18 protein-coding genes are annotated in these 25,580 nt (G+C 59.9%); 10 read left to right on the top strand and 8 right to left on the bottom strand.

All coding sequences use genetic code 11. The features are described from left to right. Positions 1-18: 18 nt before the first annotated feature. Entirely contained in the window at positions 19-927 is a 909-nt protein-coding gene (locus tag IPM54_15665) for a hypothetical protein (protein MBK9261229.1), read from the top strand. Positions 928-1,220: 293 nt separating this feature from the next. Here the strand turns inward: IPM54_15665 and IPM54_15660 are convergent, their stop codons facing one another. Next, positions 1,221-2,360: a PAS domain-containing protein gene (locus IPM54_15660; protein ID MBK9261228.1), complete on the bottom strand. Its 1,140-nt coding sequence runs from the start codon at positions 2,358-2,360 to the stop codon at positions 1,221-1,223. A gap of 333 nt (positions 2,361-2,693) precedes the next feature. Here IPM54_15660 and IPM54_15655 point away from each other — a divergent pair, with 333 nt between their 5' ends. The 4 genes from IPM54_15655 (at position 2,694) to IPM54_15640 (ending at position 9,699) form a co-directional block, all read left to right on the top strand. Then, the gene (locus IPM54_15655; protein ID MBK9261227.1) at positions 2,694-3,857 is read left to right on the top strand and encodes an HlyD family efflux transporter periplasmic adaptor subunit; all 1,164 of its coding nucleotides are present in this window, start codon (positions 2,694-2,696) and stop codon (positions 3,855-3,857) included. Further along, the gene (locus tag IPM54_15650) at positions 3,858-6,560 is read left to right on the top strand and encodes an ATP-binding cassette domain-containing protein (GenBank protein MBK9261226.1); all 2,703 of its coding nucleotides are present in this window, start codon (positions 3,858-3,860) and stop codon (positions 6,558-6,560) included. Beyond that, positions 6,557-8,749, top strand: a complete 2,193-nt coding sequence (locus IPM54_15645) for an ATP-binding cassette domain-containing protein (GenBank protein ID MBK9261225.1) — start codon at positions 6,557-6,559, stop codon at positions 8,747-8,749. The genes IPM54_15650 and IPM54_15645 overlap by 4 nt, the downstream gene beginning before the upstream one ends. 269 nt (positions 8,750-9,018) lie before the next feature. After that, positions 9,019-9,699 carry a hypothetical protein gene (locus IPM54_15640; protein ID MBK9261224.1) on the top strand — a complete coding sequence of 227 codons (681 nt, stop codon included), beginning with the start codon at positions 9,019-9,021 and terminating at the stop codon, positions 9,697-9,699. Positions 9,700-9,846: 147 nt separating this feature from the next. On the opposite strand, the gene IPM54_15635 is transcribed toward IPM54_15640, so the two are convergent. From IPM54_15635 to IPM54_15625, 3 genes are all read right to left on the bottom strand, one after another. Further along, on the bottom strand, positions 9,847-10,278 hold the full coding sequence (locus IPM54_15635) for an HNH endonuclease (GenBank protein ID MBK9261223.1): 432 nt from the start codon (positions 10,276-10,278) through the stop codon (positions 9,847-9,849). Between the two features lie 3 nt (positions 10,279-10,281). Next, entirely contained in the window at positions 10,282-10,683 is a 402-nt protein-coding gene (locus IPM54_15630; protein ID MBK9261222.1) for a hypothetical protein, read from the bottom strand. A 75-nt stretch (positions 10,684-10,758) separates the two neighbouring features. Then, positions 10,759-13,554 (bottom strand): ankyrin repeat domain-containing protein, encoded by a 2,796-nt coding sequence (locus IPM54_15625; GenBank protein ID MBK9261221.1) that lies wholly within the window; start codon positions 13,552-13,554, stop codon positions 10,759-10,761. A gap of 305 nt (positions 13,555-13,859) precedes the next feature. On the opposite strand from IPM54_15625, the gene IPM54_15620 reads away from it, so the two are divergent. From IPM54_15620 to IPM54_15610, 3 genes are all read left to right on the top strand, one after another. Beyond that, complete coding sequence (locus IPM54_15620; protein MBK9261220.1) at positions 13,860-14,489, top strand: DsbA family protein; 630 nt, start codon at positions 13,860-13,862, stop codon at positions 14,487-14,489. A 696-nt stretch (positions 14,490-15,185) separates the two neighbouring features. Further along, positions 15,186-17,834, top strand: a complete 2,649-nt coding sequence (locus tag IPM54_15615; GenBank protein ID MBK9261219.1) for an N-6 DNA methylase — start codon at positions 15,186-15,188, stop codon at positions 17,832-17,834. Next, positions 17,827-18,504, top strand: coding sequence for a hypothetical protein (locus IPM54_15610; protein ID MBK9261218.1), 678 nt, complete (start codon positions 17,827-17,829; stop codon positions 18,502-18,504). The genes IPM54_15615 and IPM54_15610 overlap by 8 nt, the downstream gene beginning before the upstream one ends. A gap of 520 nt (positions 18,505-19,024) precedes the next feature. Here the strand turns inward: IPM54_15610 and IPM54_15605 are convergent. From IPM54_15605 to IPM54_15595, 3 genes are all read right to left on the bottom strand, one after another. After that, on the bottom strand, positions 19,025-20,947 hold the full coding sequence (locus IPM54_15605; protein MBK9261217.1) for a hypothetical protein: 1,923 nt from the start codon (positions 20,945-20,947) through the stop codon (positions 19,025-19,027). 238 nt (positions 20,948-21,185) lie between these two features. Then, a complete protein-coding gene (locus tag IPM54_15600; GenBank protein ID MBK9261216.1) occupies positions 21,186-21,659 on the bottom strand; it encodes a DUF1203 domain-containing protein in 474 nt (157 codons plus the stop codon). A 137-nt stretch (positions 21,660-21,796) separates the two neighbouring features. Further along, positions 21,797-22,396 carry a DUF4360 domain-containing protein gene (locus tag IPM54_15595; protein ID MBK9261215.1) on the bottom strand — a complete coding sequence of 200 codons (600 nt, stop codon included), beginning with the start codon at positions 22,394-22,396 and terminating at the stop codon, positions 21,797-21,799. Positions 22,397-22,683: 287 nt separating this feature from the next. Here IPM54_15595 and IPM54_15590 point away from each other — a divergent pair, with 287 nt between their 5' ends. Together IPM54_15590 and IPM54_15585 are read left to right on the top strand one after the other, a co-directional pair. Then, complete coding sequence (locus IPM54_15590) at positions 22,684-23,433, top strand: hypothetical protein (GenBank protein MBK9261214.1); 750 nt, start codon at positions 22,684-22,686, stop codon at positions 23,431-23,433. A 28-nt stretch (positions 23,434-23,461) separates the two neighbouring features. Further along, positions 23,462-24,457, top strand: a complete 996-nt coding sequence (locus tag IPM54_15585) for a hypothetical protein (GenBank protein ID MBK9261213.1) — start codon at positions 23,462-23,464, stop codon at positions 24,455-24,457. A gap of 33 nt (positions 24,458-24,490) precedes the next feature. Here IPM54_15585 and IPM54_15580 read toward each other — a convergent pair whose 3' ends face one another. Continuing rightward, the gene (locus IPM54_15580) at positions 24,491-25,162 is read right to left on the bottom strand and encodes a hypothetical protein (protein MBK9261212.1); all 672 of its coding nucleotides are present in this window, start codon (positions 25,160-25,162) and stop codon (positions 24,491-24,493) included. Between the last annotated feature and the right edge of the window lie 418 nt (positions 25,163-25,580).

Here is a 25,580-nt window from a genome sequence, read left to right as displayed (position 1 = left end):
GTGCTACAGGGTTTGCCCATGGCATCGATGCGGCATGAAATCTTGGTCGAGCTCTTCAACAATCGCCCTTCGCTCGCTGCTGAATTGCTCGCCGAATCGCTCCATGTACCCATGCCGGCGTACACCGAAGCTCGGATTGCATCGATTGAGCTGACCGAAACGCAACCGGCCGAGTATCGAGCGGACGTGGTCGTCGTGTTGTATCGGGATGGGAAACCCGTTCGCGTGAACATCGTCGAAGTGCAATTGCGTCCGGACCCTGACAAACCATATGTGTGGCCGGCGTATTTGGCGGTCAGTCGGGAAAGACATCGTTGCCATGCGGATTTGCTGGTCGTCGCGCCCGATCCAGCCGTCGCAACGTGGTGTGCGCAGCGTATCGAAATCGGCACGCCAGGGTTCGTCCTCGAACCGCCCGTGCTCCGGAGGGAGCTCATTCCGCAGATCACGGATCCGTCGGAAGCGGCGCGAAGGCCCGAGCTCGCGCTGCTGTCTGCGATGGCATATGGGGACAGCGAGCAAGCGACCGAAATCGCGCAAGCTGCGTGCTCGGCGTTCGTCGAGCTCGACGACAAACGCGGTGGATTTTACTATGATATCCTGTACAACTCGATCAACGAAGCTGCTCGGCGCGCGCTGGAGGTGAAGATGAAAGGCTACGAGTACACCAGTCCGTTCATGAAGAAGCACATCGAGATGGGGCGCGATGAAGGCCTCAAGCTGGGGCGCGATGAAGGCCTCAAGCTGGGGCGCGATGAAGGCTTCACCCAGGCGGTGCTCACGTTGCTGCGCCTTCACGGCATCGACGTTCCCGAAGCGACGCGCCAACGTATGCTCGCCGAAAAGGACCAGGCACGTCTCGAGCGCTGGCTCGAGCGGGCAGCCGTTGCGCAAACGCTCGCCGAAGTGCTCGATGAACCGAGCTGAGACCGCTCCCGCCGCCCCAAAGCATTCTCGCCCGTCAAAACCGCCCTCTAGACCCTCCCAAACAACTCTTTCGATTCGCCCCACCCCTCCAGGACGCTCCAGAAGGACACCTGCAGCCGCCACATCGTGATTGATACCGGCTAGATCACCTTTGGCACTTCCCCACGACCGTTCTGGACCCTCTCGAACGCCTCTGGCACTTCCCCACGACCGTTCTGGACCCTCTCGAACGCCTCTGGCACTTGTCGATAGAATCCAGAACACACTCAAAGAAGCGTGCGTAGGCTAACGTCTTACCGACTCTGACCGAGCGCTTCCGAACCGAGGCCTCGAATGCAGTACCGAAGGGCTTGCTGCAGGTTCGAGCAGGTCTTGATGGCGGAGATGTCCACGCCGAGCGACACGAGCGTTTGCGCCACGGTCGGTCGAATACCCGAAATGACTCCTTCGGCGCCGAGCAGGCGAATGGCACCGACCATCTGAATCAAATGGCTCGCGGTCGCCGTGTCCACGGTATCCACACCCGTCAAATCGAGAATTGCGTAATGGGCACTCTTGGAAACGACCATTTCGAGCAAATCGTTCATCACCCGCGACGCGCGCTGACTGTCCACCACACCCACCATCGGCAGCGTGAGCACGTGGTCCCACACCTGAATGATCGGGGTCTCCAAATTCCGAATCACTTCCTGCTGGCGTTCGATGAGCTCGAGCTTGGTTTTGACATCTTGCATGGCCTGCTTCATGTCGCTCTTGTCGATCGTATGCAGCAAAGCGCCTCGAAGCGCTCCGCCTTCATCACGAAGCGGCATGCACACCACATCCCAGAGCACGCTCAAATAATCGACTTTCCAGGTGTGTACCTCGCCGCCGGTCATGGTTTTACGAATCATCTGCATCTGTTCGGGCAAATCGGCGCCATACAGGTCGAAGATCGATTGGCCAACGAGTTGATTTGGACCAACTTCGGGGGCCCCAGGGGTATTGCCATCCTGAAGGACGATTCGTCCGTCCAGATCCACGACGATGATACTGATCGCGCAATGGTGGAGCACTGCGCGTAAAAGCAGCGCTGGGTCGTCCAGTCGAAATGCCCTTCGTGGCTCGGCGTCTCCGAGCGGCACGAATACGGCGCGAATTTCATTTCGTGTCGCCGAATAATTCGCGGTCCAAGCATAATTCTGATGCTGTACACCACCAGCATCCTGCAGCCTCGAGACAGCCTTCGTCTGCCCGGCTCCGTCGAGCAGCTCGAGCCACCGATTTGCAAACTCGGCGCGATCCTCGGGATGTAGGCTGTGCGCCAAATACGCCCCTTTGGCCACTCGCCCCCCAAGCGCTCGCTCGGCCGCTCCGTTCGCCCGCAAAATGATACCGTCTCGGTCCATCGCGACGACGAGCCCCGGGCAACCCTCCGCGTCCATCACTTCCATTATGCCGAACCTCCCATCTCCCTTCGAAGCATTAGATGGAGCCAAGCGCCCGGTCAACGACGAATATGATTATTTTAATGCCAATTCTTTGACGATTACCGATTCCATATCTCGTTTTCACAGACAATCTTTTGACGATTACAACTTATGAATTTTGGACGGAATGAATCGAACATTGAATTGTCAATTTCGTGACGCTGGTGCGCACGCGCTGGATTGTAGTGCAGGTTTCTTTGGGCTTTGGCTGCGAGCTCGATGGTGCTTCCGCTACTTCGAGCGTTGGTTCTGCTCGCTTTCCTGACAGCTTTTGCGTAGTCTCGGGACGCGAAAGGTATGCTCGACGCCTTTTCCCGCTCCAAACGCGCACTCGAAAACGACGGCCATCGGCGATCCAGCGCGAGCCTCGTGGTCGTCGCCATTTTGGCCGGTGCGTGGCTCTTGTGGTTTTTCCTGGCACGCATCACGCAACACGAAGTCAGCGCTTCCGCGCGCTTGGAAGTCGTGGCCGAGGCGCATCGGGTCGAAGCGCCAGTCGCTGGACGCGTCACGGTCGTTCATACGAAACTCGATGCGGAAGTCGTCGCGGGCGAGGTGCTCGTGGAGCTCGATGCCGATCCGCTACGTCTATCGCTCGATGAAAAGCAAGCGCGACTTGCTGCGGTGGATGGCGAAAAAGTGCCGCTGCGAGCGGAGATCGAGGGGCGGCGGCGCACGTTGCGGGATGCGAGCGAAGCGACGCGGGCGCGCGTTGCAGAGGCGCTTGCGCAGATGAAAGAAGCGGAGGCGGATGCGAAGTACCAGGAAACGGAGGCGCAGCGGGCCGAGCGGCTTCGAAAAGACGCGTTGATTACCGAAGCGGATGCGGCTCGAATCGATTCGCAAGCGACGTCGAAACGGCGCATTGCAGAGACGCGAGCGCTTTCGACGACGCGGGTTCGCGCGGAGGGGAGCACGCGGGAGAGCGAACTGGCTGCGGACATCGCGCGGCTGGAACGGGACATGGCGTCGCTGGAAGGGCAAGCGCGTACGCTGGCGGCCGAAATCGAGAAACTGCGCGCGGATATCGAAATGCGGAAGATACGCGCGCCCATTGCAGGACGAATTGGGGAAATCACGACGCTTCGGGCAGGTGGATTCGTGCGCGAGGGGGACGTGGTGGTCGCCATCGTTCCGCCGGGCGACTTGAAGGTCGTTGCGGAATTTCCCGCACGCGCGGCGGGGCGCATTCGCAAAGGACAAACGGCGCGGTTGCGGCTGGATGCGTTTCCCTGGATTGAATACGGCACGCTGCGCACAGTGGTGGATCGCGTGGGCACCGAAGCTACCGCGGGGCGAATTCGCGTGGAGCTCGGCGTCGAGCGGCAAGAGGGATCCGCGATTCCGATGGAGCATGGTTTGTCGGGTGAAGCGGTGATCGACGTGGAGCAAACGTCACCGGCGACGCTGGTGCTGCGCGCTGCCGGGCAAATCGTGCGGACCGAGCGAAAGGTCAATTGAATGCGGGCTTTGGCACGACGCGGCCGCAAGCGACTTTTCGTTCCAGAGGTCGTGCAAACGTCGATGATGGATTGCGGTCCCGCATCGTTGAAGGCGCTGCTCGGCGGATTCGGCGTTCACGTGAGTTACGGGCGGCTGCGAGAAGCGTGTCAAACCGACGTCGACGGGACGAGCATCGATACGCTCGAAGAATTGGCCGTCGAATTGGGGCTCGACGCCGAACAAGTGATGGTTCCGCCCGAACACATTCTGCTCGGCGAAGCGCAGCTTTTGCCTGCCATTACGGTCGTGCGCCTTCCGGGGGGCCTGACGCATTTCGTCGTTGCGTGGAATCGAATGGGCGGGCGCGTGCAAGTGATGGATCCTGCGTCGGGGAGGCGATGGCAGGATCATGCGGAATTTCTTCAGGATTTGTATTTGCACACGATGCCCGTGCCCGCGGCCGCGTTTCGTGAATTCGCCGAATCGGATGCATTTCTGAAACCGGTCGACAAACGCATGCGGATGCTTGGCGCGTCGAGCACCGAATCGAAACGGCTCGTGACGTCGGCATTGGCGAGCGACGGGTGGCGCAACCTGGCGGCGCTCGAAGCCGGCATACGCATGGTCGAATCGCTCGTCGATTCGGGAGGCGTTGCACGGGGCGCCGATGCAATGCGGATCGTGACGTCGCTTTACGAAACATACCAAAAAGATCCTGCCGATGAATTGATTCCGGCGCATCTATTCACGGCGCGGCCTGCTCCGCCCGATGAAAACGGGGACGAGCAAGTCTATCTTCGCGGCGCGGTGCTCGTGCGTGCGTCGGGTCTCAAAGCGATTGCTGAAGGGGATCAGGTGCCCGCGCCGCGCTTGTCACCCGAGGTCGCAGCGGCGATTGCGGAAAAACCCGTGCACCCCGCGCGCGAATTGTGGCACCTATTGCGTCAAGACGGGCTTTTGGCACCGAGCATTTTGGCGACGGCATTGGCCATGGGTGCGCTCGTTCGGACCATCGAGATCATCCTGATTCGAGGATTACTCCGGGTGAGTGATACGCTGGTCGTGGCCGAACAACGCGCGGCGGCGGTCATTGCATTGGTCATTTTTTTCGCATTGGCACTCGTATTCGAATGGTCGCTTGCGTCAGGGCTGCTTCGACTGGGCCGGAAGCTGGAAATGCGTTTGCGTATGGCGTTTTTCCGAAAAATACCGCGCCTTGGGGATCGTTATTTTCAAAGCCGACCCATTTCGGACATGGCGCACCGGAGCCACGCGCTGCACGCGATTCGCGAATTGCCGACGCTGGGTGCCACGATCCTTCGAAGCGGGTGTGATTTGGTGATTACGGCGGGGGCCATCGTATGGATCGACCCGAAGAGCGCGCCGCTGGCGGCCCTTGCGGCAGCCATTGCCATTGCCGGGCCGATGCTTTTGAACGGGCCGCTCGTCGAACAAGACCTGCGCTTGCGAACGCATGCCGGCGCGCTCGTGCGGTTTTACCTGGACGCATTGCTGGGGCTCGTGCCCATAAGGGCGCATGCGGCCGAGCGGTCCATTCGGCGCGAGCACGAATCGTTGCTCGTGGAATGGGTGCTGGCGCATCGGACGCTGGTGCGCACGTCGGTGACGACCGAGGCGGTGATGGGGCTCGCGGGGTTTGGCATTGCCGTGTTCATTTTGGCGGGAGCGCTGGGGCGCGGCGTACCTTTGGGACAAGCGATCTTGCTTTTGTATTGGGCGCTCGGAATGCCCATCATTGGACAAACGCTGGCCCAGACGGCGCGCGAATATCCGAATCAACGCAATACGACGTTGCGCCTGCTCGAACCGCTCGGAGCCGTGGAAGAAACGACGGCCGATGCCACGGAAAAAGCGAATGGAGCGTCCGACGCGCCTGCGGGTCACGGCGTTCGTATCGAGCTCGACGGGGTGCAGGTGAAAGCGGGTGGGCACGTCATCATCGACGAAGCGACGCTTGCCATTGAAGCGGGCAGTCACGTGGCCATCGTGGGGCCTTCGGGAGCGGGCAAATCGAGCCTCGTGGGGCTGCTTTTGGGCTGGCACAAGCCGACGACGGGAAACGTGCTTGTCGATGGTATGCCGCTCGATGGGGAGAGGCTCGATCGATTGCGCAAAGAAACGGTGTGGCTCGATCCTGCCGTACAATTGTGGAATCGCTCCTTCTTGGACAACGTTCGTTATGGTAGCGACGGGAAAAGCCCGCCACTTGCGGGAATCGTCGAAGATGCGGACTTGTTTGGCTTGCTGGAGCGCTTGCCCGAAGGACAAGCGACCGTGCTGGGGGAAGGCGGAGCGCTCGTTTCGGGCGGTGAAGGGCAGCGCGTGCGGTTTGCCCGAGCATTACACAAGGCGGACGCACGGCTGGTCATCCTGGACGAACCATTTCGAGGGCTCGATCGCGACAAACGACGCGAATGCTCGACGAGGGCTCGGCGAAGGTTTGCCCGGGCGACATTTTTGTGCATCACGCACGACGTGGGGGAAACGCGCGACTTTGATCGCGTGCTCGTCATTGAAGGCGGGCGTATCGTGGAAGACGCGTCGCCGCATGAATTGGAAAACCGGCCGGAATCACGATATCGCGCGCTACTCGACGCAGAAGAAGCCTTGCGCCGCGATTTGTGGGCGCACCCGTCGTTTCGGCGAATGCGCGTCGATCGCGGAAAGCTCGCGGAAAACGCTGAAAGGGGCGCCCCATGACGTCGATCGCGGACAGCGTCGATCGTCCGGTGGCGGACCCGCTCTTGGCGCTGGCATGGCCTGCCCATCGGCTTGGCGAAGCGCTCGAAGCATTGGCGTCACGGTCGGGATTGCGTTCGCGCGGCGGGAAAGCGTCGAATGGCGTTCTCACGAGTGTTTTGCCGCCGCCTGTAGGAGCGGAGCACTGGGACATCGAGGCAGCGGGGCATTGGGTGATGCGCGCGGCCGACTTTTTGGGCTTCGAGGCGGAGCCTGTGGAATTGCCGTATCGCGATGCGCACGCGGCCGTCGCGCGGCTCGGACCGGCGCTCTTGATGCTGCGCAATGCGAGTGGACCTGCGTTTCTTGCGGTTTTACCTGGACGTGGACGAAAAACGCTCGTGCTTGCGCCCGATCACACGGTAACGCGAGTCGATGCAGGATTGATTGCGGATCGATTGTGCGGACCTCTCGAAGAACCTCTGGCGGCATCGATTGATCGCGTTTTGGATCGCGCCCAGATTGCACCGCGCAAACGGCATCGGGCGCGAAGGTCGCTCTTTCTCGGGCGTCTTGGGTCGGTGGTTTTACCGGGCATTTGGTTTTTGCGTCTGCCGCCGACCGCGCCACTCCTCGCGCAGGCAAAACATTTGCGCGTTGGTTTTCGCATTTTGGCTTTCGTCGCAGCGCAGCTCGCCGGATCGATGGCGATGGTGCTCGCGTGGCTGACGTTCGGCCAAAGCACGCTCGATGATCAAGCCGAATTCGATCGACTCCTTGGCGCGGCCTTGCTCCTTTTGACGTCGATTCCGCTCAAGGTATTGGCATCGTGGACATTCGGTCGCTTGGCCATCGATTTGGGCGCATTCGTCAAGCGGCGACTTTTGTCAGGCGCCTTGGCGCTCGATGTGGACGATACGCGCAAAGAGGGCGCGGGCGTTCTTTTGAGTCGCGTGCTCGAATCGGAAATGGTCGAGGTGTTGGGGCTGCGCTCGGGCCTTTTGTTGTTTACGTCGTTTTTCGAGCTAGTTTTGGCGGTATGGGTATTTCGGGCGGGCGTATCGAGTCATCTCGAGCTTCTGCTCCTGGGCGGATGGCTCTTCGTGACCATCATCGGGTGGGCGCGATATCATGCCAAGCGCCGCGAATGGACGCACGTGCAGCTTGGAATGACCCACGACCTCATCGAACGAATGGTCGGTCATCGGACGCGATTGGCGCAAGAGCGTTCCGAGCGTTGGCACGATGGCGAAGACGAGGGGCTGGAGCGGTATTTCGAGGCATCGCGACGGGTCGATCAGCAGCAGGTCGCATTGACGGCGCTTTCGCCGCGTATGTACATGATTGCGGGACTCCTTGCAATGGCGCCGGGCTTCGTTTCCGGAAATGGCACGACGCTGACCATTGCACTTTCGCTCGTGGGGGTGCTCGTTGCGCGAGGAGCATTGACGAGCCTCACGGCGGGTTTGTCGTCACTATCGGGCGCGATGATTGCTTGGAGGACGACCGGGCAGCTCATGCGTGCGGCGAGACTTGCTGGGGAGGCGCCGCGGACGCCGCCCGTGCCGCCTGCCCAAAACGACGCGCGTCGTGAAGGCTACGTCGTATTGGATGCGCGTGAATTGACGTTTCGGCACCGGGATCGGGCGGAAGCGGTGTTGCGTGGGGTGAATCTGCGAATTGGCGCAGGTGAACGGATTTTGCTCGAAGGGCCGTCGGGATCGGGCAAATCGACACTGGGGGCCATTGTCGCGGGGTTGCGTGTCCCCAGTTCGGGGCTGCTCTTGCTGGATGGGTTCGATCGGCATTCGCTTGGTCTCGAGGAATGGCACAGGCGCGTGGCTGCCGCGCCGCAATTTCATGAAAATCACATACTTACGGGTACTTTGGCGCTCAATGTGCTCATGGGCCGGCGCTGGCCTCCGCGACAAAAGGACGTCGAGGAAGCGGTGAAACTGTGTCACGAATTGGGATTGGGGGAATTGCTTGCGCGCATGCCTGCGGGATTCGAGCAAATGGTGGGCGAGACGGGCTGGCAGCTTTCGCATGGGGAAAAGAGCCGCATTTACATTGCACGGGCGCTTTTGCAGGATGCGAGCGTCATCGTGCTCGACGAAAGCTTCGCGGCGCTCGATCCGGAGACGATGACGCGCGTCATGCAATGCGTGCTCTCGCGCGCGCCCGCGATGCTCGTGATTGCGCATCCGTAGGCATTGCAAGGCAAGTGGTTTGCGCGCCTCGAGCACCACCGCGCCGGCCACAGTAGACTCGGCACACTTTTCGACAAGGACGACACATATCCGAAGTGACGTCTACGTGCCTTATACGCTACCGACAAACACCCTCTGCATTCCAGGAATTCAGCGACCGCCCGGTACGAATCAGTGATCGGTGGTTTTCCATACAACTTTTTGGTTGCGTTTTCCTCCCGTTCGTTCAGCCTCGTACACCTTCATTCATTGATCAAGAGGGGGTTGAGATGGCGAGGACGAGCGTGTATGCCAAGCGCGCTGGCATATTGATTGCGTTGATGCATATTTGGGGCTGTGACGCTATGATGGCGCAGCAAATCGTTGCGGTCGGACCAAGTCTGGGCGCGGCGCGGCCCGCCTTGCAGGACGAACCTACGCCGCGGACGACCACAGCGGCGCGGGGCCCAGTAGAATGCCCACTTGGATCATCATGTGCATCAGGAGGCGCTCGAGCACTCAGCTCGCTGCTGGCTACGCCTACGGACACGCCACGGCCGGACGCGCCTCGTATCGTGAATCAAATGGCGCACGCGAATATGAGCGATAGCTCCGATAAAATCGCTCATATTCCTTCCGATCCACCCCCAATCGTCGTTCATGTTGCAGCGCTGTACGGCCGCGTAACAGTGCGTACAGACAATCGGCTGACAATCGAGCCTCTTGTCGTCACGAGCAGCAAGTTGCCGGCGGTGGGCAGCAAAGCTACGCTTCTCGTCTCAGCAGAAACCAAAGAGCGCGCACATGCCTGGTTGAACCTTGCCGAAGTCAAAGTGGCGACCAGCGTGAGTTATGGTAACTCGTTCGACGTGGATTTTGTCGCTCATGACGACAAGATTGACGCCGACGAGCTTGCACTCCATGCGTTGACACACGGCTCTCACGTGCGGCTCGATTGGAAATGGTATTGATACGACTGGATATCAAGTCTACGTCGTCGCGCCGCTCTTGCAGGATGCGCGCGTCATGCAATGCGTGCTCTCGCGCGCGCCCGCGATGCTCGTGATTGCGCATCCGTAGGTAAGGGTTGGGCACGTATCGAGTGAATTCAGGACCTTTCAAATGTCGTGGTCCGGCGGATGCCAACCTGCCATGTACCACCGACGTCGCGCAGCAACGAGCATGGGGCGGTTCATGCGCAATGCAGCGATCGTCGCCCGACCAATAGGCGTTCGTCCCTCGAGCATGGTCGTGTCAGGGCTCCATGCAAAATGATCCTGCCAGATTTGCCGGCGTGGATGAAACAACGGCACCCGCTCGTGGGTCAACGGATCCACGGCGTCGGTAATGCCGCACTTGAATTCATTGCACGGGCGGCAACATAGGCAAATATTCTCGAACGATGTAATGCCCCCACGCGCACGGGGCTCGATATGGTCATACGAGAGGGGTACTCCGCTGTTGGCTTCTGCGATACGGCAATAACAACACACGCGCCGATCGGCCGCGTCGATACGAGCACGGAGGTCAGTCGAGAGCACCGTACGCATGTTTCAGGGGGGCGGCATCATACGCCCGCGCCAGCGTAAGAGGGCTGTTGCATGTGCTTTGCGAAGTACCCATCGATCGTGTTCGTCGCGAAGTCGCTCGAGCTCAGCTTGCTCGTCCGTTCCGGAAATTCCATCCGCTTTCCGTTCGAGCAGCTCGTCATATCGAGCCACGTTGGTCGCTGACCATTGCTGCCGCACGAGCTGGTACAGAGCGGCATCATCCCACTGATCGAGTGCAGCAAGATCCGCTCGCACTTCCTCGGGAACGTCATCCCACGCCGGAGGACTGCCCGCGCGTATCGCACGCATCAAGACCTCTTCAAGAGGCCGATGCGTTGCATTGGCCGCGCTTACGAGTCGTTGGTACAGACTGTCGGGCAGGTTCAGCGTGACGGTCATCGACATCGCTACACACATATCACACCCTCATCGGCGCGACAACCACGTCCAAGCGCAATAGGGGCGTTACCCTGACTCCCCTCACCGCGCTCGAACGAATCGACTCACCTCCCCACGAGCACCCGCTCCATACCCATCGAGCAACCCAATTCGAAGAATGTCCCGCAATGACCGCAGTTTCTCCTGCCCGCGGTCGTCCGTCGTCCGTAACAGCGCAACGTCGCTCGGAACATAATGCCCCATTCGCTCGCGCCGCCATAGTTTGCGCGCCGGCCGATAATTCGAATCCACCTCGGCCCGCGCAAGCACGCTGTTCCAATACGTGCGCCGACGCCTCTCCTCAGGCACGACCGTCCGCGGAAACGCCTCGAGCTTCGCCTCGTCCAGCATCGCCGTCGTAAACCCTCGCTGGCGTATACCCACCGACCCGTACAAATCGAAAAATAGCGCCAACATCGTCGCCAACACGAAAAACTCGCCATCACTCCGCGCAATCCGAACGAGCCGCCCGTGTACCTCGACGTCCACCCCCGTCGGGCATAGCAGCTCGTACAGCGCACCCATTTTCTCTCGCGCAAACGATGCATCGTGAAATGCACTCCTCAATGCAAAATGGAACGGCATCCGCCCAAACGTGTCCACCGCATCCACCCGCGCACCGAGGTCACGCAATGCCGTCACGAGCGCCACGTTCCCCGCATAAGCTGCCATCATCAGCGGCGTCAGCCCCATCATGTTCCGATGTTCGACACCATGTCGCGTGACGTCCGTCATCACCCGCCCAGTGTCCTTGCCCCGATACGCCGGCAAGAAACGTTCGCGCGCAATCGTCCCCGTATCCGCGAAATTCTTCGGCGATTGATACGCCGCCCTGTTCTTGATCGCCATTCCCAGCGGCGATAGCTGATGGAACGCCGCAAAATCATAAAGCTGCTGCTTCGCCTTCGTGAACACACTACCCGGCGCAAATACCTTGTCGTATGTTGCGACAAACCCTTCGTCGTCCAGCACGTTCCACGGCACGGGCGTAATCCGCAGTATCGTCCTGCGTATCGCGTCCGCTTGCTCCTGCTTTCCTTGCAGTTCCAGCTTCCGCGCCTCCCGCTGCCAATCCTCGAGCGACGATGCCTTCGCCGTGCACGCCGACACGTCCTCCGAAAACGTCACCCGAAGCAATCCCAACAGCGGATGCTCCACGTCGCTCTCGATCATGTAAATCGTCTCCACGGCACGCGTCAGCGCCACGTAAAGACCATTGACGAAAAATTTGTATATTTCGAGCGACTTGTCCGCCCTGTCCTTCGCACGCGCATACTTCAATGCATCGGCATCCACCACCGATTGGCTGATCCCCGACGCAAGCTCCCCATACACCGCGCGCTCCGTCGACACCATGTCGTAAAGGATCACCGCGTCGTATTCCAGCCCCTTCGCCTCGTGCACCGAGAAAATCAGCGGCGTCGCAAACCGCTGCTTCGCCTCGGCCTTCTGCTCGTCGTTCAGCACGATCACCGCCACACGCGCCGATCCCCGCAATCGCTTGTCCAGCTCCCGCAACACACCGTCTTTCTTCACCAGCCCCACGACACGCCCATCCAGCGCCGACGCCGGCATCACCAGCGCCGTACTCTCCCGATCAACCGAGCCAAAACGCGCGTTTTTCACCTTCAACAGCGCATTCGCAAGCTCGCAGACCGTCTTGCTGCTCCGATAGTTCGCTTCGAGCACGTGGACCTTCGCCTCGAGAGCCTCCTTCTCGTGCGAATAAAAAAGACTCTTCACCTTCGACCACGAAAAGAAATTCGGGTGCACGATTTGATTCGCATCCCCGCAAAGCAAAAATTGCCGCGGCGCCTTCAGCATCGCAAGCACCAGCGAAAGCTCGGCGTTCGTGAAGTCCTGGACCTCGTCCACCACGATTGCATCGTAATGCGCCTCCGCCTTCGCCACGTACGCGTGCGAAACCAGGTTCGGATCGTAAAGCCCTCGTTCATCCAGCCATGCGCGGTATTTTGCCAATAACGGGTAAATGAGGCGGCGCTGCTCCACGCTGTAAATCGACTGCCGGACGCCCAGCTCCAAATACGCTTCTTCGCTCAACGGCCCCCCAGGGCTCGCCGTGATCACCCCACGCAATTCCTCGAAAAGCTGATGAGCGCTCGTGAATTTGTAATTCGTCTTGATACGCTCGAAAAAACCGCGAAAATCCCCGAGCGTCACCGGGCGACCGCGCGGCACCTCCACCGATGCCAGCAGCTTGGCGAAGCTCAAAAAGTCGACGCTCTGATGCGAATTCTCGTAACCGTGCGCAAAGTAAAGCGACGCCGCGTTCTCCGCAAGGAACGCCGACTGCGTGACATACAAAACGTGTCCGGGGATCTCTCGCAGCTTGGTCAGCGTCAGCGCCGTCTTGCCGCTGCCTGCGCAACCAACGACGATGAGCGGCAAGGGCAACGTGTGAATCTCGGCCTGCCGGTCGTCAAAGGAAATCGGCTGTTCCAGCATGTGGAACGTGGTTCTTCCTGGATGCAAGTACCTCGCAGGCTTGACTTGTTCGAGCGCTGCGACATCCGACGCCGGCGTCACTTCGCATGCGTCGTCTTCATTGACCCGCGCGCCGCGAAGGAAACGCGACCTGTCATAGGCGTGTTTCTCGATGAGCTCGAGGGCAAGGCAAGCGCGGCGCCCCGAGTGCTCGACGAACGACAGGAGCAGCCGCGCGTCGTAATCGAGTTTTGCGCGGTAAAATTCGCGATTGGAGAGCTTCTTGACGTCTGCCGACCGAAGATCGTCGCGTTCGATGGACGCTCGCACCTTCTCGAACGACGCCGCAAGCTTCTTGGGAATGTCGAGGCCGATGTACGTGAGAAACTGCATCGAGGTTTGTCCTTAGTCGACCTTGACGGAAAATGCTAGACGGAACGACGACAACTCTTCATTTTTCGCCCTTGCCACATGACCCGGACAACCATCTGGTTTGACGGCGTACGCCGTGACGAACCGTTTGTTTTCCCAGCGCCCCCATGGTCGACTGTACGCTCGCGACATCGCCGGCAACGAGCGTGCCCGCCGTTTTCTTTTCCAAACGCCCTGTGGTAGCAAGCCAAACCGTTTGCGACTCGACGGACATGCGATTGACGTGAGGGGCGAAGAAATGAGAGAAGGACCCAGGCGAATCGACCATGAGTGAACCGAACCTGGGCGCGAGCGCGGCGGCGCCGTACGTTTTCTACGCGGATTTGAACTGCCCTTTCTGCCACACGCAAAATGAGCTGATCATCGAGCTGGGGGCCGAGCGGAAGGTGGAATGGCGCGGCATCCAGCACATGCCTCACTTGCCCATCCCGGCGAGCAACACGGCGCCCGAGCGGGAGGAGCTGCAGCGCGAGGTCGTCGCCGTACGCAAGCGCGAGGCGAGCGTGGGCATCAGTCTGCCGTCGGTGCGTCCGAACACGGCTCGGGCGACGGTGTTGATTGCGGCGGCGCGCCGTGTCGACCCGACTCGTGCTCCGGCGCTGAAGACGCTCGTGTACCGGGCGCTTTGGCTGCACAACAGGGACATTTCCGATGCCGGGGTGCTCGACGAGCTGCGGCGCGTGGCGGGGTATTCGGAGCTCGCCATTGAAAACGCCGACCGAAAGCTCGTGGAGGCGTGGCAAGCGGAATGGGAGCAGGGCGATTTCGGCCGGCGCATTCCGGTGCTCGTTTCGCCGCGCGGAGGGCGCATGTTGGGGCTCGGCGAGCGCGGAAGGCTCGAGGTGTTCCTGCGCTCGGGCATCTTGAGCGCCGAGGGCGGCGGCCATTGCGAATGACGCCCATCGCTCGACCCCCCCAACCGATCAGCTAGCTCGGGCCCCTCACCCGCGCGACCCGTTCGCCCTATCTGATAGCTCCCGCGCCTCGCGCCGAAGTCCCCGCAGACCATTCCAATCGCTTCGCGGGGTCACCGCGTCGACCCTTTCGAGCTACCCGATCGCTCGCGTTCATCGCCGACGTGACCCCTCCGAGCATCCCGGTAGCTCCGGAGGGTCAGGTTACCGAAGGTTTGGGTATAGGCATTACATAACTGGGTCTGCGAAGACCCACTCATTTACCGAAGCAAGACCTCGCCGCGTAGAAAGAGCCTTATTCAGGGTCGCGTGAAAAACGCTTGACACCGGAGGGGGCATCGGGGTCTCTTCCACGGCAGCCTACGGAATTTGCTGTTGTTTGCGGACTCGCGCAGAACTCATGGTACGCACGTGCAGGAAGACTTGACCCACGCCCTCCAAGCATACGGGGCGGTCCCATCGCAGGTCGTCGACCCTTCGCGATCTGATGACGCGCGCGCACTGCGCTACGTGGACCTCCTGCGTACGCTTTCGTCTAGCGGGGTTCCTGTCGTCGTCGAGTCTCAGGCTCAACCACGCCTGTACGTGTTCAAGAGCGGGCAGACAGACGAACCTACAGAAGTCAAGACGTGGGTGCGCCGGGTAGCGTTCCGCGGCGACGCGGACTGGGTCGGAGTCATGAGACCTGGGCGGCTGGACGTCTATCGAGCCGTTCTGGACGGCGCCAGCGAACCGGCTGCGGTCGACCTGCCGCAAGGCCCGGAGTTGCTTCCGCAGCTTCTCTACAAGCCACCGGAAGGCAGGGGCATTCACGTACGGGCAAAGCTGCTCGAGTTGCTGGGTCGTTCCATCCAGCATGCGAAAGCTCTCGAGATAGATCCCGAGGATGCGCTTTCGCTCATTGGTCGCGCCTTATTTTGGCGGTTTCTGATGGACCGTGGTCTGCTCGACGGCCTCCATGTCGAAGACATTTGTAAGGGCGCAACGACCTGGCCAGAATGCCTCTCCACGAAGAAAAATGCGCTTCAGACGTTCACGTGGCTCGATGACACGTTCAACGGTGGCCTTTTGCCGTTCAAGTCTGCGCCGAGTACATTTGCAGAGAACGCGTTCGTCAAGGTACTGGGTGATATTGCCCACGGCGCCGACGCGACTGGGCAACTCTCGTTGCGACTTCCCAAAGACTGGTGCGAGGTCAACTTCGCTCACGTGCCAGTCGGCCTGCTGAGTGAGGTGTACGAAGCATTTGCCCACGATGAGGATCCCGCCAGAGCCAAGTCAGAAAGCATTTTCTACACGCCGCGGCACATCGCGGAGTTCGTGGTCCAGGACGCGTTGGAACCGCTGGCTAACGTCGAAAGACCGCGTGTGCTCGATCCCGCGGCAGGAGCTGGCGTTTTCTTGGTGGCGATGTTTCGTGCTCTGGCGGCGCGTGAGTGGGCGCGCCGCGGCGAACGTCCCTCGCGAAGTGTGATCCGCCGCATTCTGAACACCCAACTGACGGGATTCGACATCAACGACTCTGCGCTGCGGCTCGCAGAGCTGAGCCTTTATTTAACAGCCATCGAATTGGATCCCGAGCCCCAGCCCCGACCGCTCAAGCTGCTGCAATTCAAAGCGCTTCGACAACACGCACTCTTCAAGGTGCCCGGCGGCGCCAACCGCGGCAGCCTGGAAGCTGTGCAACCCGAGTTCTACAGGAAGTTCGACATTGTGCTTGGGAATCCCCCATGGACGCCGAACGCGTCCATGACAGACAAATCGGTCTGGGTCGAAGCGTCGCGACGGATCGTCAGGGAGCGGTTGGGCGAAGAGCGTGAGCGTACCTTCGACCTGCCGCAGAAGAACCCGGATCTCGCTTTTGTGTACCGCGCCATGGAATGGGCGAAACCCGGCCGTTCCATTGCACTCGTCACGCATGCGCGCTGGTTATTCGGGCAGAGCCCAACTGCAATCAGGGCACGTAACGACCTTTTGGAAAGCGTGCATGTGACCGGCGTGCTCAACGGGGCTGCTTTGCGTGACACCAATGTCTGGCCGAACGTGCGCCATCCATTTGCGATCCTCTTTGCTGCCAACGAGAAGCCGCCGCCTGGCGCTGGGTTCTTGCTGGTGAATCCCGAACTCGATCAAGTCCCCGATCGCAATCAAGAGCGCATGCGCCTGGACTGGCAAGACGTAAGGGAGGTGCCGACGGAAGAGGCCATTGCCAATCCGCGAACGCTGAAGTTACGGTTCCGCGGCGGGCCTTTTGATGAGGCGGCAATCCGTTCAATCCAGCAGCGGGGAGTACGCCTCCACGAGTATTTAGAGTCCATCGGGACACGGTTGCGCAATGGTTACAAGGTTGGCGGTAAGAAAGGCTCGCAACGGCCCGCCGCACACTTGTATCGGCTGCCGGATCTCTCGGGCCAGCATCCCGAATTCTTCATCGACACCAGCGGGCTGCCCCGGTTCATCAGGCACACGCTTCACTTTCCGCGGCCCCGAGAGAACTATAAGGCACCGCTGCTCATCGTAACCGAGTCGATGCACGTCGACGACCTCCGCGCCCGCGCCTCGTTGAGTCGAGAAGATGTCATTTACGACGAGCGATTCGATGGCGTGTCATTTGCGGCCGTGGTCAATGGGCTCGACATTGCCGAGTATCTTCAGCTCGTACTTCAGAGTTCATTGTGTCGATACCTGTATTTGCTGCTTGATGAACAGTTCGGGGTTGAGCGCGAGGTCGTTCACAAGACCACCATCGAATCGGTGCCGGTGGTACCCTGGAGTTCGCTCTCCAATGCGCTGAGGAAAAGGTCGAAAAACCTGTCCCTCGAACTGCGCAATGGGCTCACGCCGGCGCGAATCGAAAAGGTCAACGAGTTCATGTTCGATGTTTTCGGTCTCTCGAACGTCGAGCGTGACGCAATTCGGGATACGCTCTCGACCGTATCGCCAACGGCAGACGAAAAGAAGAATGCTCTTCGCGCAACGACCGACGTTGAGCGGCAGCGCTTCGCGGTAACCTGCGAACAGGCAATTCAAGATGTACTTACGGCTTCGGGCGCGGCTGCTGCGGTGCGCGTTCGTGACGATCTGACCTTTGGTGGCTGGCGTATCCTGCAGATCGACAAGTACCAGGGAAATGAACCTACGCGCCGGGAATTGGATCCGAAACGTTTCCTGGAGGCTGCCGACGAAGCAGCGGCTTCGCTCGTCATCGTTCACGACAACGCGGATACCGCCATCGTCGGTATCCTTGACCGCTACCGGTATTGGACCCGCACCCGTGCGCGCGTCCTCGCCGCAACGATGCTTGCGGAGGTCAACGACAATGGCTGAGCGTCCCCGATTGGGGCGGCGTCGGCCAGCAGTGGCCTGCGAGCCCGACCTGGCACCTCCCTACAAAGCGGCCATAGAAGCTGCCATTCGCTGGGCCTGGAGCGAGGTACTAGCAAGCTCCACGGAGGTTGTGGACAAGGGCCAGGAGGAGCAGATCACGACGCTCATCCAGCACGCGCTCAACGAGAACGATCCGAAAACATGGCGTCGGCGGGCACCCGGGCTCCACGATTTCGAGACGGTCATCCGAGGGGCTAAAGTCGTGACGGCCGATGGGCGTATCGAGAAGCAACCTGATCTCGTGTTTCGACCCATCGTCGGCCAGGGTGTTCGAAACCGAAGTCACTGGGGGCTGTTCGTCGAGTGCAAGATCATCTCTCACGAGAAGCACCATTCACCAGATAATTATTGTGACTCGGGGCTCGCGAAGTTCTCCAAGGGTGAATACGCCGCACAGATGTCGAGCGGAGCGATGGTAGCGTACGTCCGTAATGGGAGTCTCCCGAGTGACGCGCTTACATCCATACTCGAGGCGCGGTATGACACCGTATTCGAGCAGGGAAGCACCAAGGATAGTGGTATCTCGCGGCACGATCGGTCTGCACTCGCTCAGCCGTGCGTCGAAATCACGCTCACGCACCTATGGCTCGATGCGCGGCTACGCCGCTAGGTGGCTGGTGTCAAACGTCGCGAGCGACCGAAGGCTCGGGCGATTGGGCGGGGAGTACGAAGCCGCCGATGAACGACTACCACGATGGGGTATAGAAACCTTCGCAAAGCAATGAGGTATCATCCGAGCTCCCGGACTAAAGTGTTACCGAAGCTTCCGGTTGCACACCGGTTGCGCACGACTTCCCCGACCCCCCAACCGATCCGCTATCTCCCGCCCCTCACTCCGGCGACCCGTTCGCCCTATCCAATCGCTCCCGCCCCTCGCTCCAAAGTCCCCACGGACCATTCCAATCGCTTCGCGCAGTCTCCGCGTCGACCCTTTCGAGCTACCCGATCGCTCGCGTCCATCGCCGACGTGACCCCTCCGAGCATCCCGGTAGCTCCGGAGGGTCAGGTCACCGAAGCTTTTGCTATTCGCTTCACATAATCATCTCTGCCAAGACTCCAATTCCGTGTTGCCTATGACGTCCAGGTCGAGGTGATGGTGGATTCACGAGCGCACGCGCTCGTGCTCGACGTCAACCCGCCAGAACGCGTTCGATTCGTTCGGCATGCAACGCAAACACGCCCTTCGCTTCACGGGAAAAGGTACTTCGCGCAGCCAGCCGCATCTCTTTCGCGACCTCCGTGAGCACGTCGCGCAGCTCTTGTTCCGCAAGCAATACACGCGGTCGCAAGACGATGTTGGGCTGATCGGACCGCAGCTTGACCGACAATGCCTCGATTCGCTGCCGGATGTTCACGGGCAAGTTTCTGCCGTAGAGGAGATTGTGCTGCAACGTGTCCTTCGCCAAGCTATTGAAGAGTGGTATCGCTTTGTCGAGGAACGTGGACTTCGACGGCTTCCATTGCATATCGGTATATCGTTCGCCCCACGCGCGAAGCATCAGAATTTCCTGCTCCGCTTCTTGCCACGCCGTATCGGCTGCGATGAGCTTGCTGTCGTATTTGCTCATGGCAGCACGGGACTCTGGCAGCCCGGTGATGTCGAGCCCGATCAACCTGCACCCGGGAAATTCCGTCATCAATGCGTCGACGACGGTGGAAACCGTATGGTGCAAGCTTCCCGCATTGGGAAACAGTGAATCGTCGCCCCATTGCGTTTGGTGACCTTGCACCGAATCTCGGTCGATGGTGACGAAAACGTATTTGATGGGCCGCCCGAGGTGAGCTGAAAGCGCTCGCCAAAAAGCAGCAAACACCGTGCTCAAGTCGAGGTTGTCCTTGTCGACCGGCGAGTTCGTGGCCTGGTGCATGCCCATCATCGACGATCCGGCGTGCTTCATTCCGCTGAGCGTCGCTTCGTAGGGCTTGTTGTGAACGCTGTTCCAGCGTCCTTTGACCTTGGCCAAGATACCAACGAGGTAGAAGAGCTGCTGTTCGGCCGTCATCGTGTCGAAGGCTTTGCCCGACGTGAGCGTTCTGCAAGCATTGAGCGCCTTGTTCGAGCTACTCCCGTTTTTGCGAATGACGAAAACGTTCTGCCATTCGTAGTCCTTGTCGAGCCCGGGGCCTCCTTTGGCAGCCAAGCCAAACGACATGTACATCCCATTCTGAAGGTATGCCAGCGCCGGAGCTCCCCAGCGATCACTGGCAACCAAATCGTCGCCCGCATCCCCGACGTCGTTGTGTTGGTCGAAGTTCAGAATGACGACGGCATCATTGCTGTTCGATTCGCGGACCCGGCGGATGGCATAGGTGGACCAAAGGTAGCCCGACGTGTGGAAGCTATTGCAATCACTGACCGAAAAGACGGGGAATCCCAAATTGGCTCGGAGCATCTCCCCGACGAAGTGATTCATGTCTTCCCGGAGCACTCGGGACGACGAATTCGAATAACTTTCCTTGCCGTTTGGTTTGACGAGCCGATGATCTGCGGGGATCTTGTTCGGAACGCCGGCGGCGTCCATCACGTCGAAATGGCAAACCGACGACGTTTTCTTGATGAAGCTGGCGCTTGCCGGATAGCCATACGCGCCAGCCTCGCCAATGCTCGCCGTTCGAGCAAAACCACCGATGTGCCTCGCACCTTTGAACGATAATTTCTGGTCGACTTTCTGGTCGTCGTCGTTTTCGTGAATCCACGTCGCTCCGGGGCGATGCCAATGAAATTCCGTGCGGCCGTGGCGAAGAACGTTGTTCTCGGCCTTGTACAGCAAGTACGATGCCGTATACGAGCCGTGATAGTTGGGTAGTCGTTTGAAAATGCAGCGCAGGTATTTTCGATAATTGTATTCGGCCAATATTTTGCGCAAGCTCGTTCTGTAGTCCTGCGTCAAGCGTTGAGCTTCCTCGTTGGCCTCGAATACTTTGTCTTCGTCGTCCTTTCGGATACCCGTCAAGAGAAGATTCGTCACGCGTTGCTCGTACGCGCCAGCGCCCTCGATGTCGCGCTCGTGAAGAACACTGCCGCTATAGAACATGATATCGTCGAAGCTCATGTGTCTGCTCCCCCAAGGCAAGATGCGGTTTGCGCCGGCTCCTCATCACCCCTACGCGAACGGCGACGCGGATGCAAGCTCCAACCGCGCGCGGCGCCACGTAAGAGGTGCCAACTTCTCTTTCAGCTCCGCCCTTGTCCCAGCACCCGCTCGAGCGATTCCAGCGACGGAGGCTTCGCCAGGTGGTCGTCGAACTGCTTGCTCTCCTTTTCGGTGTCTTCGTCGTGGCCGCGTCGACTCAGAACGCGCCCGGATGGCGATTGACGCGCGCTACAAAGCAGCCGGGCCGCGCGTTGTGGACGTGGAGGTACGCGACCGCCGGCTCATCGAACATGCGCGCGATCTGCCCGGCTAGCTCGGCACCGGGCACGACATCGGCCATTTCGAGGTCCCCGGCCGCGTCATATGCGCGCACCGAGAGCAAGCGGGTCGCGAGCATGGGTGGAATCGCGTCGATGTCCTCGGCGCGCATGGCGGCCGCGCGGCGCACGTAAATTGGCCCGCTCGCGCGATAGGGCGAGGCGACATCGTGGTGCGCGTAGGTCAACAGCACGAGCTCGTCGCCGGGTGCAGCGTCGACGAGCGACACCCGGCACGGATAGCCCGGGCCGTCGGCGTGGACGCGCCGCGCTCCTTTGGCCGCGAGCTCGGCGTCGGACAGGGTGAAATAGCGTGTGAAGGAGGCGGGATCGAGACCTTGGATAACGAACATGCAGGCAGCATGGCTCCAGTTGCGCAGGGTGTCTGGCGGTTTTCGGACATGGTGTCACACAGGGCGTTGGTTTGCTGAATTGTCCAAAGGAGTGATGGACAATCCCGCCCGAATGGCCTCGGCGTGTTCGCCGAGCGTCACCTGCAACGTCGCCAATTCAAGGCGTAAATCATTTGCACCTGCCCAGTGATTGAATCGACGGTCATGAGCGAATTGCGCCCGAGGACGCGGACTTCGTTGTTGATGACCAGGTCGTGGTAGGCGGGTCCGCACGGGGACCACACGAGCAATCCCACGTCGTCGCGTCGATCGTAATTGTCGAAGAACGGCCCCAGGAGCCTCGTACGTGCTTGCGCATCGCCGATCGGCGGTTGGCCGGCGAAGAAGTACGTCGATACGTTTTCGCCGAATGCGCCGGACGCCAAACCCGCAAACCCGCGATAATCCACGGTCGCTACGCTGAACGAAAACGCCGGATCGAATCGAATGCCAATACGAAGCTGGCAATTTTTTCGTGCAATGATCGAGCTGTTCGTCTGCGCGATGTAGGCATCGAACCCCGCGAAGACTTGATCTCCGCTCGGAGAAATCGACACGTCGACGGTGCCTACGGGGCAGCCCGTTCCCGAATGCCCGAAGTCGACGATACGCGCCGCCGGATTTTGCGCAAGAGCCTCGGACGAAAATCCCACCACGCCAAGCATTGCGCCGATCGCCGTCATCAATAGCTTTCTCATGTTCCCCTCCGCCTCGGACAAGTGTGGTTTTCTCGGACGTGACCCATCACGGGCACGTCTCGCTACGACGTACTGCATGAGCCCGACCGCTCCGAACGGCAAGGGCTCGAACCACGCATTCCAGCACTTTCACGAATGGATGATGATCCTTTTTCGGGAGGCGGTCCATCTCATGTATTCACGACGCTCGACGAGGGGTCGGAGGCCCGTGAGCGCCGAACTAGACACGAATTTCCTGAAAACTTGACTTGATCATGCGCATGAACGATGACGAGCAGGGTGTGACGATGAGCAAACCTATGCGCACGATTGCAGCGATAGCTTTTTTGGGGGCGGCGACGATTGCGCTTACGCAGCTCGGTTGCACGCGTCGTCTTGGGCCGGTACACGCCAAGCAGACGACACCATGGCTCGGCCGCCCTGAGCTTCCGGATGTCACGGTCGCACGAGCTGCCGATTGCGTAGCCGAATATGGATCTCAATTGGAGCCCGGGTATCATAAATTCGATTCGAAGGTGCTGGTGGATGAAGACGGCGACAAAGAGGACGTGACGATTGACGATATTCCCAACACGGCCTACGACCTTGGCGCGTGTATGCGGAATGCTCTGCGCGCCATGCCCATTGCCGAGCAGCCCCTGCGCGAGGGCGTGCACATACTGAAAAACAGACGCGAGCAGCCAAGCGCAGCAGAGCGTTCGCTCATGGGCTCGCCCGTGGTCGTTGTCGGGGGAGTGGTGATTGTCGTCAGCGAATTGGTGCTCGAAGCAGGCGCGTATACGATTGTATTTGCTGTGGCGGTGGAAGTGGTCGATAGGGCTGCGAAGGATGCGATGGAGGCGCTGAAGCGACGCCGAACTTGGAAAGACAAATGCACGGACAGCTATGAAAAGTGCGTCATGAGCCCTCTGGGATGGGGCCATGGCAATCATTGGAACATGACCAGATGTGGGACGTGCTTGGAAGTGTGTCGCAACTCGAAATTGTGGCCCTCGCATATAGAAATGGATGGCGAGGGATCGGTGCCGTGCAATTAGCAGAAACAGTCTCCAAATGAGCGAAACAATGGCAAACACCGAACAGCTCCACCCGAATGAAGTGTTCATCCGACGCGTCGTCGCCATATTCGCGCGAAAACAAGAAATCAGCTTCGAAGAAGCGGTTCGTCAATATCGCCAAATCGAAGCGGAATACGTCGCGCTCGCAGGTAATGACGAAGCCAAGGCATTGGAAGTAAAGCAGACGATCACCAATCATCTGCTCATGGACGCGGAGAAAGAAGAACAACCCCATGCCATCTGTAGGGAGCTTTGGGAGGAATTGGTGCAGCGGGGGTTCATGTCCATGAATATGCGGCACGTCATGAGCAGCACGTATGCTCAGTGTTGTCAATTCAATCATGAATTCGACGCAGGCGTCGCGGTCCTCGAGCCGCTCATCGCGGAGCTCGAGATGCTGCTGGCGCAATCGGCGATTACACCCAACCATCGCGCCGTTTGTGAACAATTCCTCTCGATGCACAGGGCCAAGCACGAAGAATTGAAGGCCGGCATTCGGGAGCGTCTCATGCCCATGGATCGAAAGCTGACGCTTCATGAAATTGCGTTGACCAAACGCATCAACGCGGTCCACTTTCGCGAACGCAAAGGCGAGCTGACCTTCGAGGAAGCCGTTCGCCAATATCGCCAAATCGAGGCGGAATTCGTCGCACGTGCGGGTGACGACGAGGAAACGAAGCGGCGCATCACCGAGTCGATCCTCAATTCCGCCTACGAAACCGAACAGCCCCACGAGATTTGTCGGGCGATCTGGGAAGAGCTGATACAGAGGGGGTTTTCGAATGAAGAGCGGCGGCAATCGATGAGCCGCCTTTATGCTTGGTGCTGCCAGACCAATGGCGAGGTCGATGCGGCGCTCGCCGTCATCAAACCACTCATTGCGGAGCTCGAACAACGCCTCGAAGATACGACAGTCGCTCGGGAAACGCGTCGTTCTCTCGAAACAAACTTGCTGAATCTCCGCTGGCTACGCGACGAGCTCGAGGCAGGCATTCGCGAGTAGTCCGAACCTTTCGGTACGGCCCCGCCCATTCCTTTACCCCTCCCCCTCGCCTTCGCCTTCGTCGTCGCTATCCTCGTCCACCGCCGGGAACACCAAATCCTGGCGCGCTCGGTCGTTCGGAAATGCCGCGCGCACGAGGCCCATCAATTTGTCGACCGCTTGGTAATGCTCGCCCCGCAATGCAAGCTCGTCCGCGAATGCCGCAAGATACGCCTTGCGCACGCTGTCGTACGCATTCGCCGCCGTTTGCAGCTTGTCGAGCGACGCTTCGAGCTTCGGTAGCCACTCCGCAATGAATGCCTCGCTCCCGGGCACCTTGCATCGCTTCATGTCGTCGACGAGCTTCACCGTCGGCGGGATTTGCCGCATCCCGTACGGCGCCACCACCGGCCCGAGACCCTCGGGGAACAAAAACTTCGCAATGGGACCATTCTTGCGTCCACCATCCGCGATCCCCACCGCCCCGTGAATCATCCGAATCGTCTGATCCGTGTTGTAATGCGCAAACCGGAAAGCCGCTCGCTTTTGCAACATCGGCTTGCGCAAGCCCCGCCGCGCATTGTGCGCCGCATCGAGCTCGTTGTTGAGCACCTCGAACGACGCCGCATACCCATCCGTCTCCGGGAAATGCCGCAGCCCTTCGCAAAGTTCGACCCCATACGTAACGCGGATATCCGATGCCGCCTTGATGCGATACTTTCTCACTTCGACCTCCTTCGATCGTGCAACGACGGTAACATGGTACGCCCACAATCTCCAAATTTGCGTCTCGAAATCGACGACAGTGCCCCTCAGCGCGCGTTGAACCTCGCATGTCGTCGTGACACCTCGCCCTAGGCCCGGACTGAGGGGCACGCGCATGTGTGACACCTCGGCCTAAGTTCAGACTTAGGGCGGCATGTCGTCGCGACGCATGGCACTCCGTCGCGGATTGAGGGGCACGCGTCGTCGTGACACATGGCACTCGGCCCGGACTTGGGGGCACTGGAGACGCTTGCACGAGGGGGTACGTCTGGACTTGGGGCGACATGTCGTCGCGACACCCGTGATTTCGGGCGCGTGGAGGGTGAGGGACACGGATTGGGAAAGGGATTTGGTGAAGATGGGGCGGACAGCCTCGAAT

The sequence above is a fragment of the Polyangiaceae bacterium genome (assembly GCA_016715885.1).
Lineage (GTDB): Bacteria > Myxococcota_A > Polyangia > Polyangiales > Polyangiaceae > Polyangium.
Note: the sequence above shows the minus strand (reverse complement) of the source record. Positions and strands in the feature narration are given on the sequence as shown.

Bases quoted from the DNA above. Each gene is read 5' to 3' on its own strand.
- IPM54_15650 (MBK9261226.1), top strand. From the start codon at position 3,858: ATGCGGGCTTTGGCACGACGCGGCCGCAAGCGACTTTTCGTTCCAGAG.
- IPM54_15635 (MBK9261223.1), bottom strand. From the start codon at position 10,278: ATGCGTACGGTGCTCTCGACTGACCTCCGTGCTCGTATCGACGCGGCC.
- IPM54_15655 (MBK9261227.1), top strand. From the start codon at position 2,694: ATGCTCGACGCCTTTTCCCGCTCCAAACGCGCACTCGAAAACGACGGC.
- IPM54_15610 (MBK9261218.1), top strand. From the start codon at position 17,827: ATGGCTGAGCGTCCCCGATTGGGGCGGCGTCGGCCAGCAGTGGCCTGC.
- IPM54_15605 (MBK9261217.1), bottom strand. From the start codon at position 20,947: ATGAGCTTCGACGATATCATGTTCTATAGCGGCAGTGTTCTTCACGAG.
- IPM54_15600 (MBK9261216.1), bottom strand. From the start codon at position 21,659: ATGTTCGTTATCCAAGGTCTCGATCCCGCCTCCTTCACACGCTATTTC.
- IPM54_15625 (MBK9261221.1), bottom strand. From the start codon at position 13,554: ATGCAGTTTCTCACGTACATCGGCCTCGACATTCCCAAGAAGCTTGCG.
- IPM54_15645 (MBK9261225.1), top strand. From the start codon at position 6,557: ATGACGTCGATCGCGGACAGCGTCGATCGTCCGGTGGCGGACCCGCTC.
- IPM54_15615 (MBK9261219.1), top strand. From the start codon at position 15,186: ATGAGACCTGGGCGGCTGGACGTCTATCGAGCCGTTCTGGACGGCGCC.
- IPM54_15665 (MBK9261229.1), top strand. From the start codon at position 19: ATGGCATCGATGCGGCATGAAATCTTGGTCGAGCTCTTCAACAATCGC.
- IPM54_15630 (MBK9261222.1), bottom strand. From the start codon at position 10,683: ATGTCGATGACCGTCACGCTGAACCTGCCCGACAGTCTGTACCAACGA.
- IPM54_15595 (MBK9261215.1), bottom strand. From the start codon at position 22,396: ATGAGAAAGCTATTGATGACGGCGATCGGCGCAATGCTTGGCGTGGTG.
- IPM54_15590 (MBK9261214.1), top strand. From the start codon at position 22,684: ATGAGCAAACCTATGCGCACGATTGCAGCGATAGCTTTTTTGGGGGCG.
- IPM54_15585 (MBK9261213.1), top strand. From the start codon at position 23,462: ATGGCAAACACCGAACAGCTCCACCCGAATGAAGTGTTCATCCGACGC.
- IPM54_15660 (MBK9261228.1), bottom strand. From the start codon at position 2,360: ATGGAAGTGATGGACGCGGAGGGTTGCCCGGGGCTCGTCGTCGCGATG.
- IPM54_15620 (MBK9261220.1), top strand. From the start codon at position 13,860: ATGAGTGAACCGAACCTGGGCGCGAGCGCGGCGGCGCCGTACGTTTTC.
- IPM54_15640 (MBK9261224.1), top strand. From the start codon at position 9,019: ATGGCGAGGACGAGCGTGTATGCCAAGCGCGCTGGCATATTGATTGCG.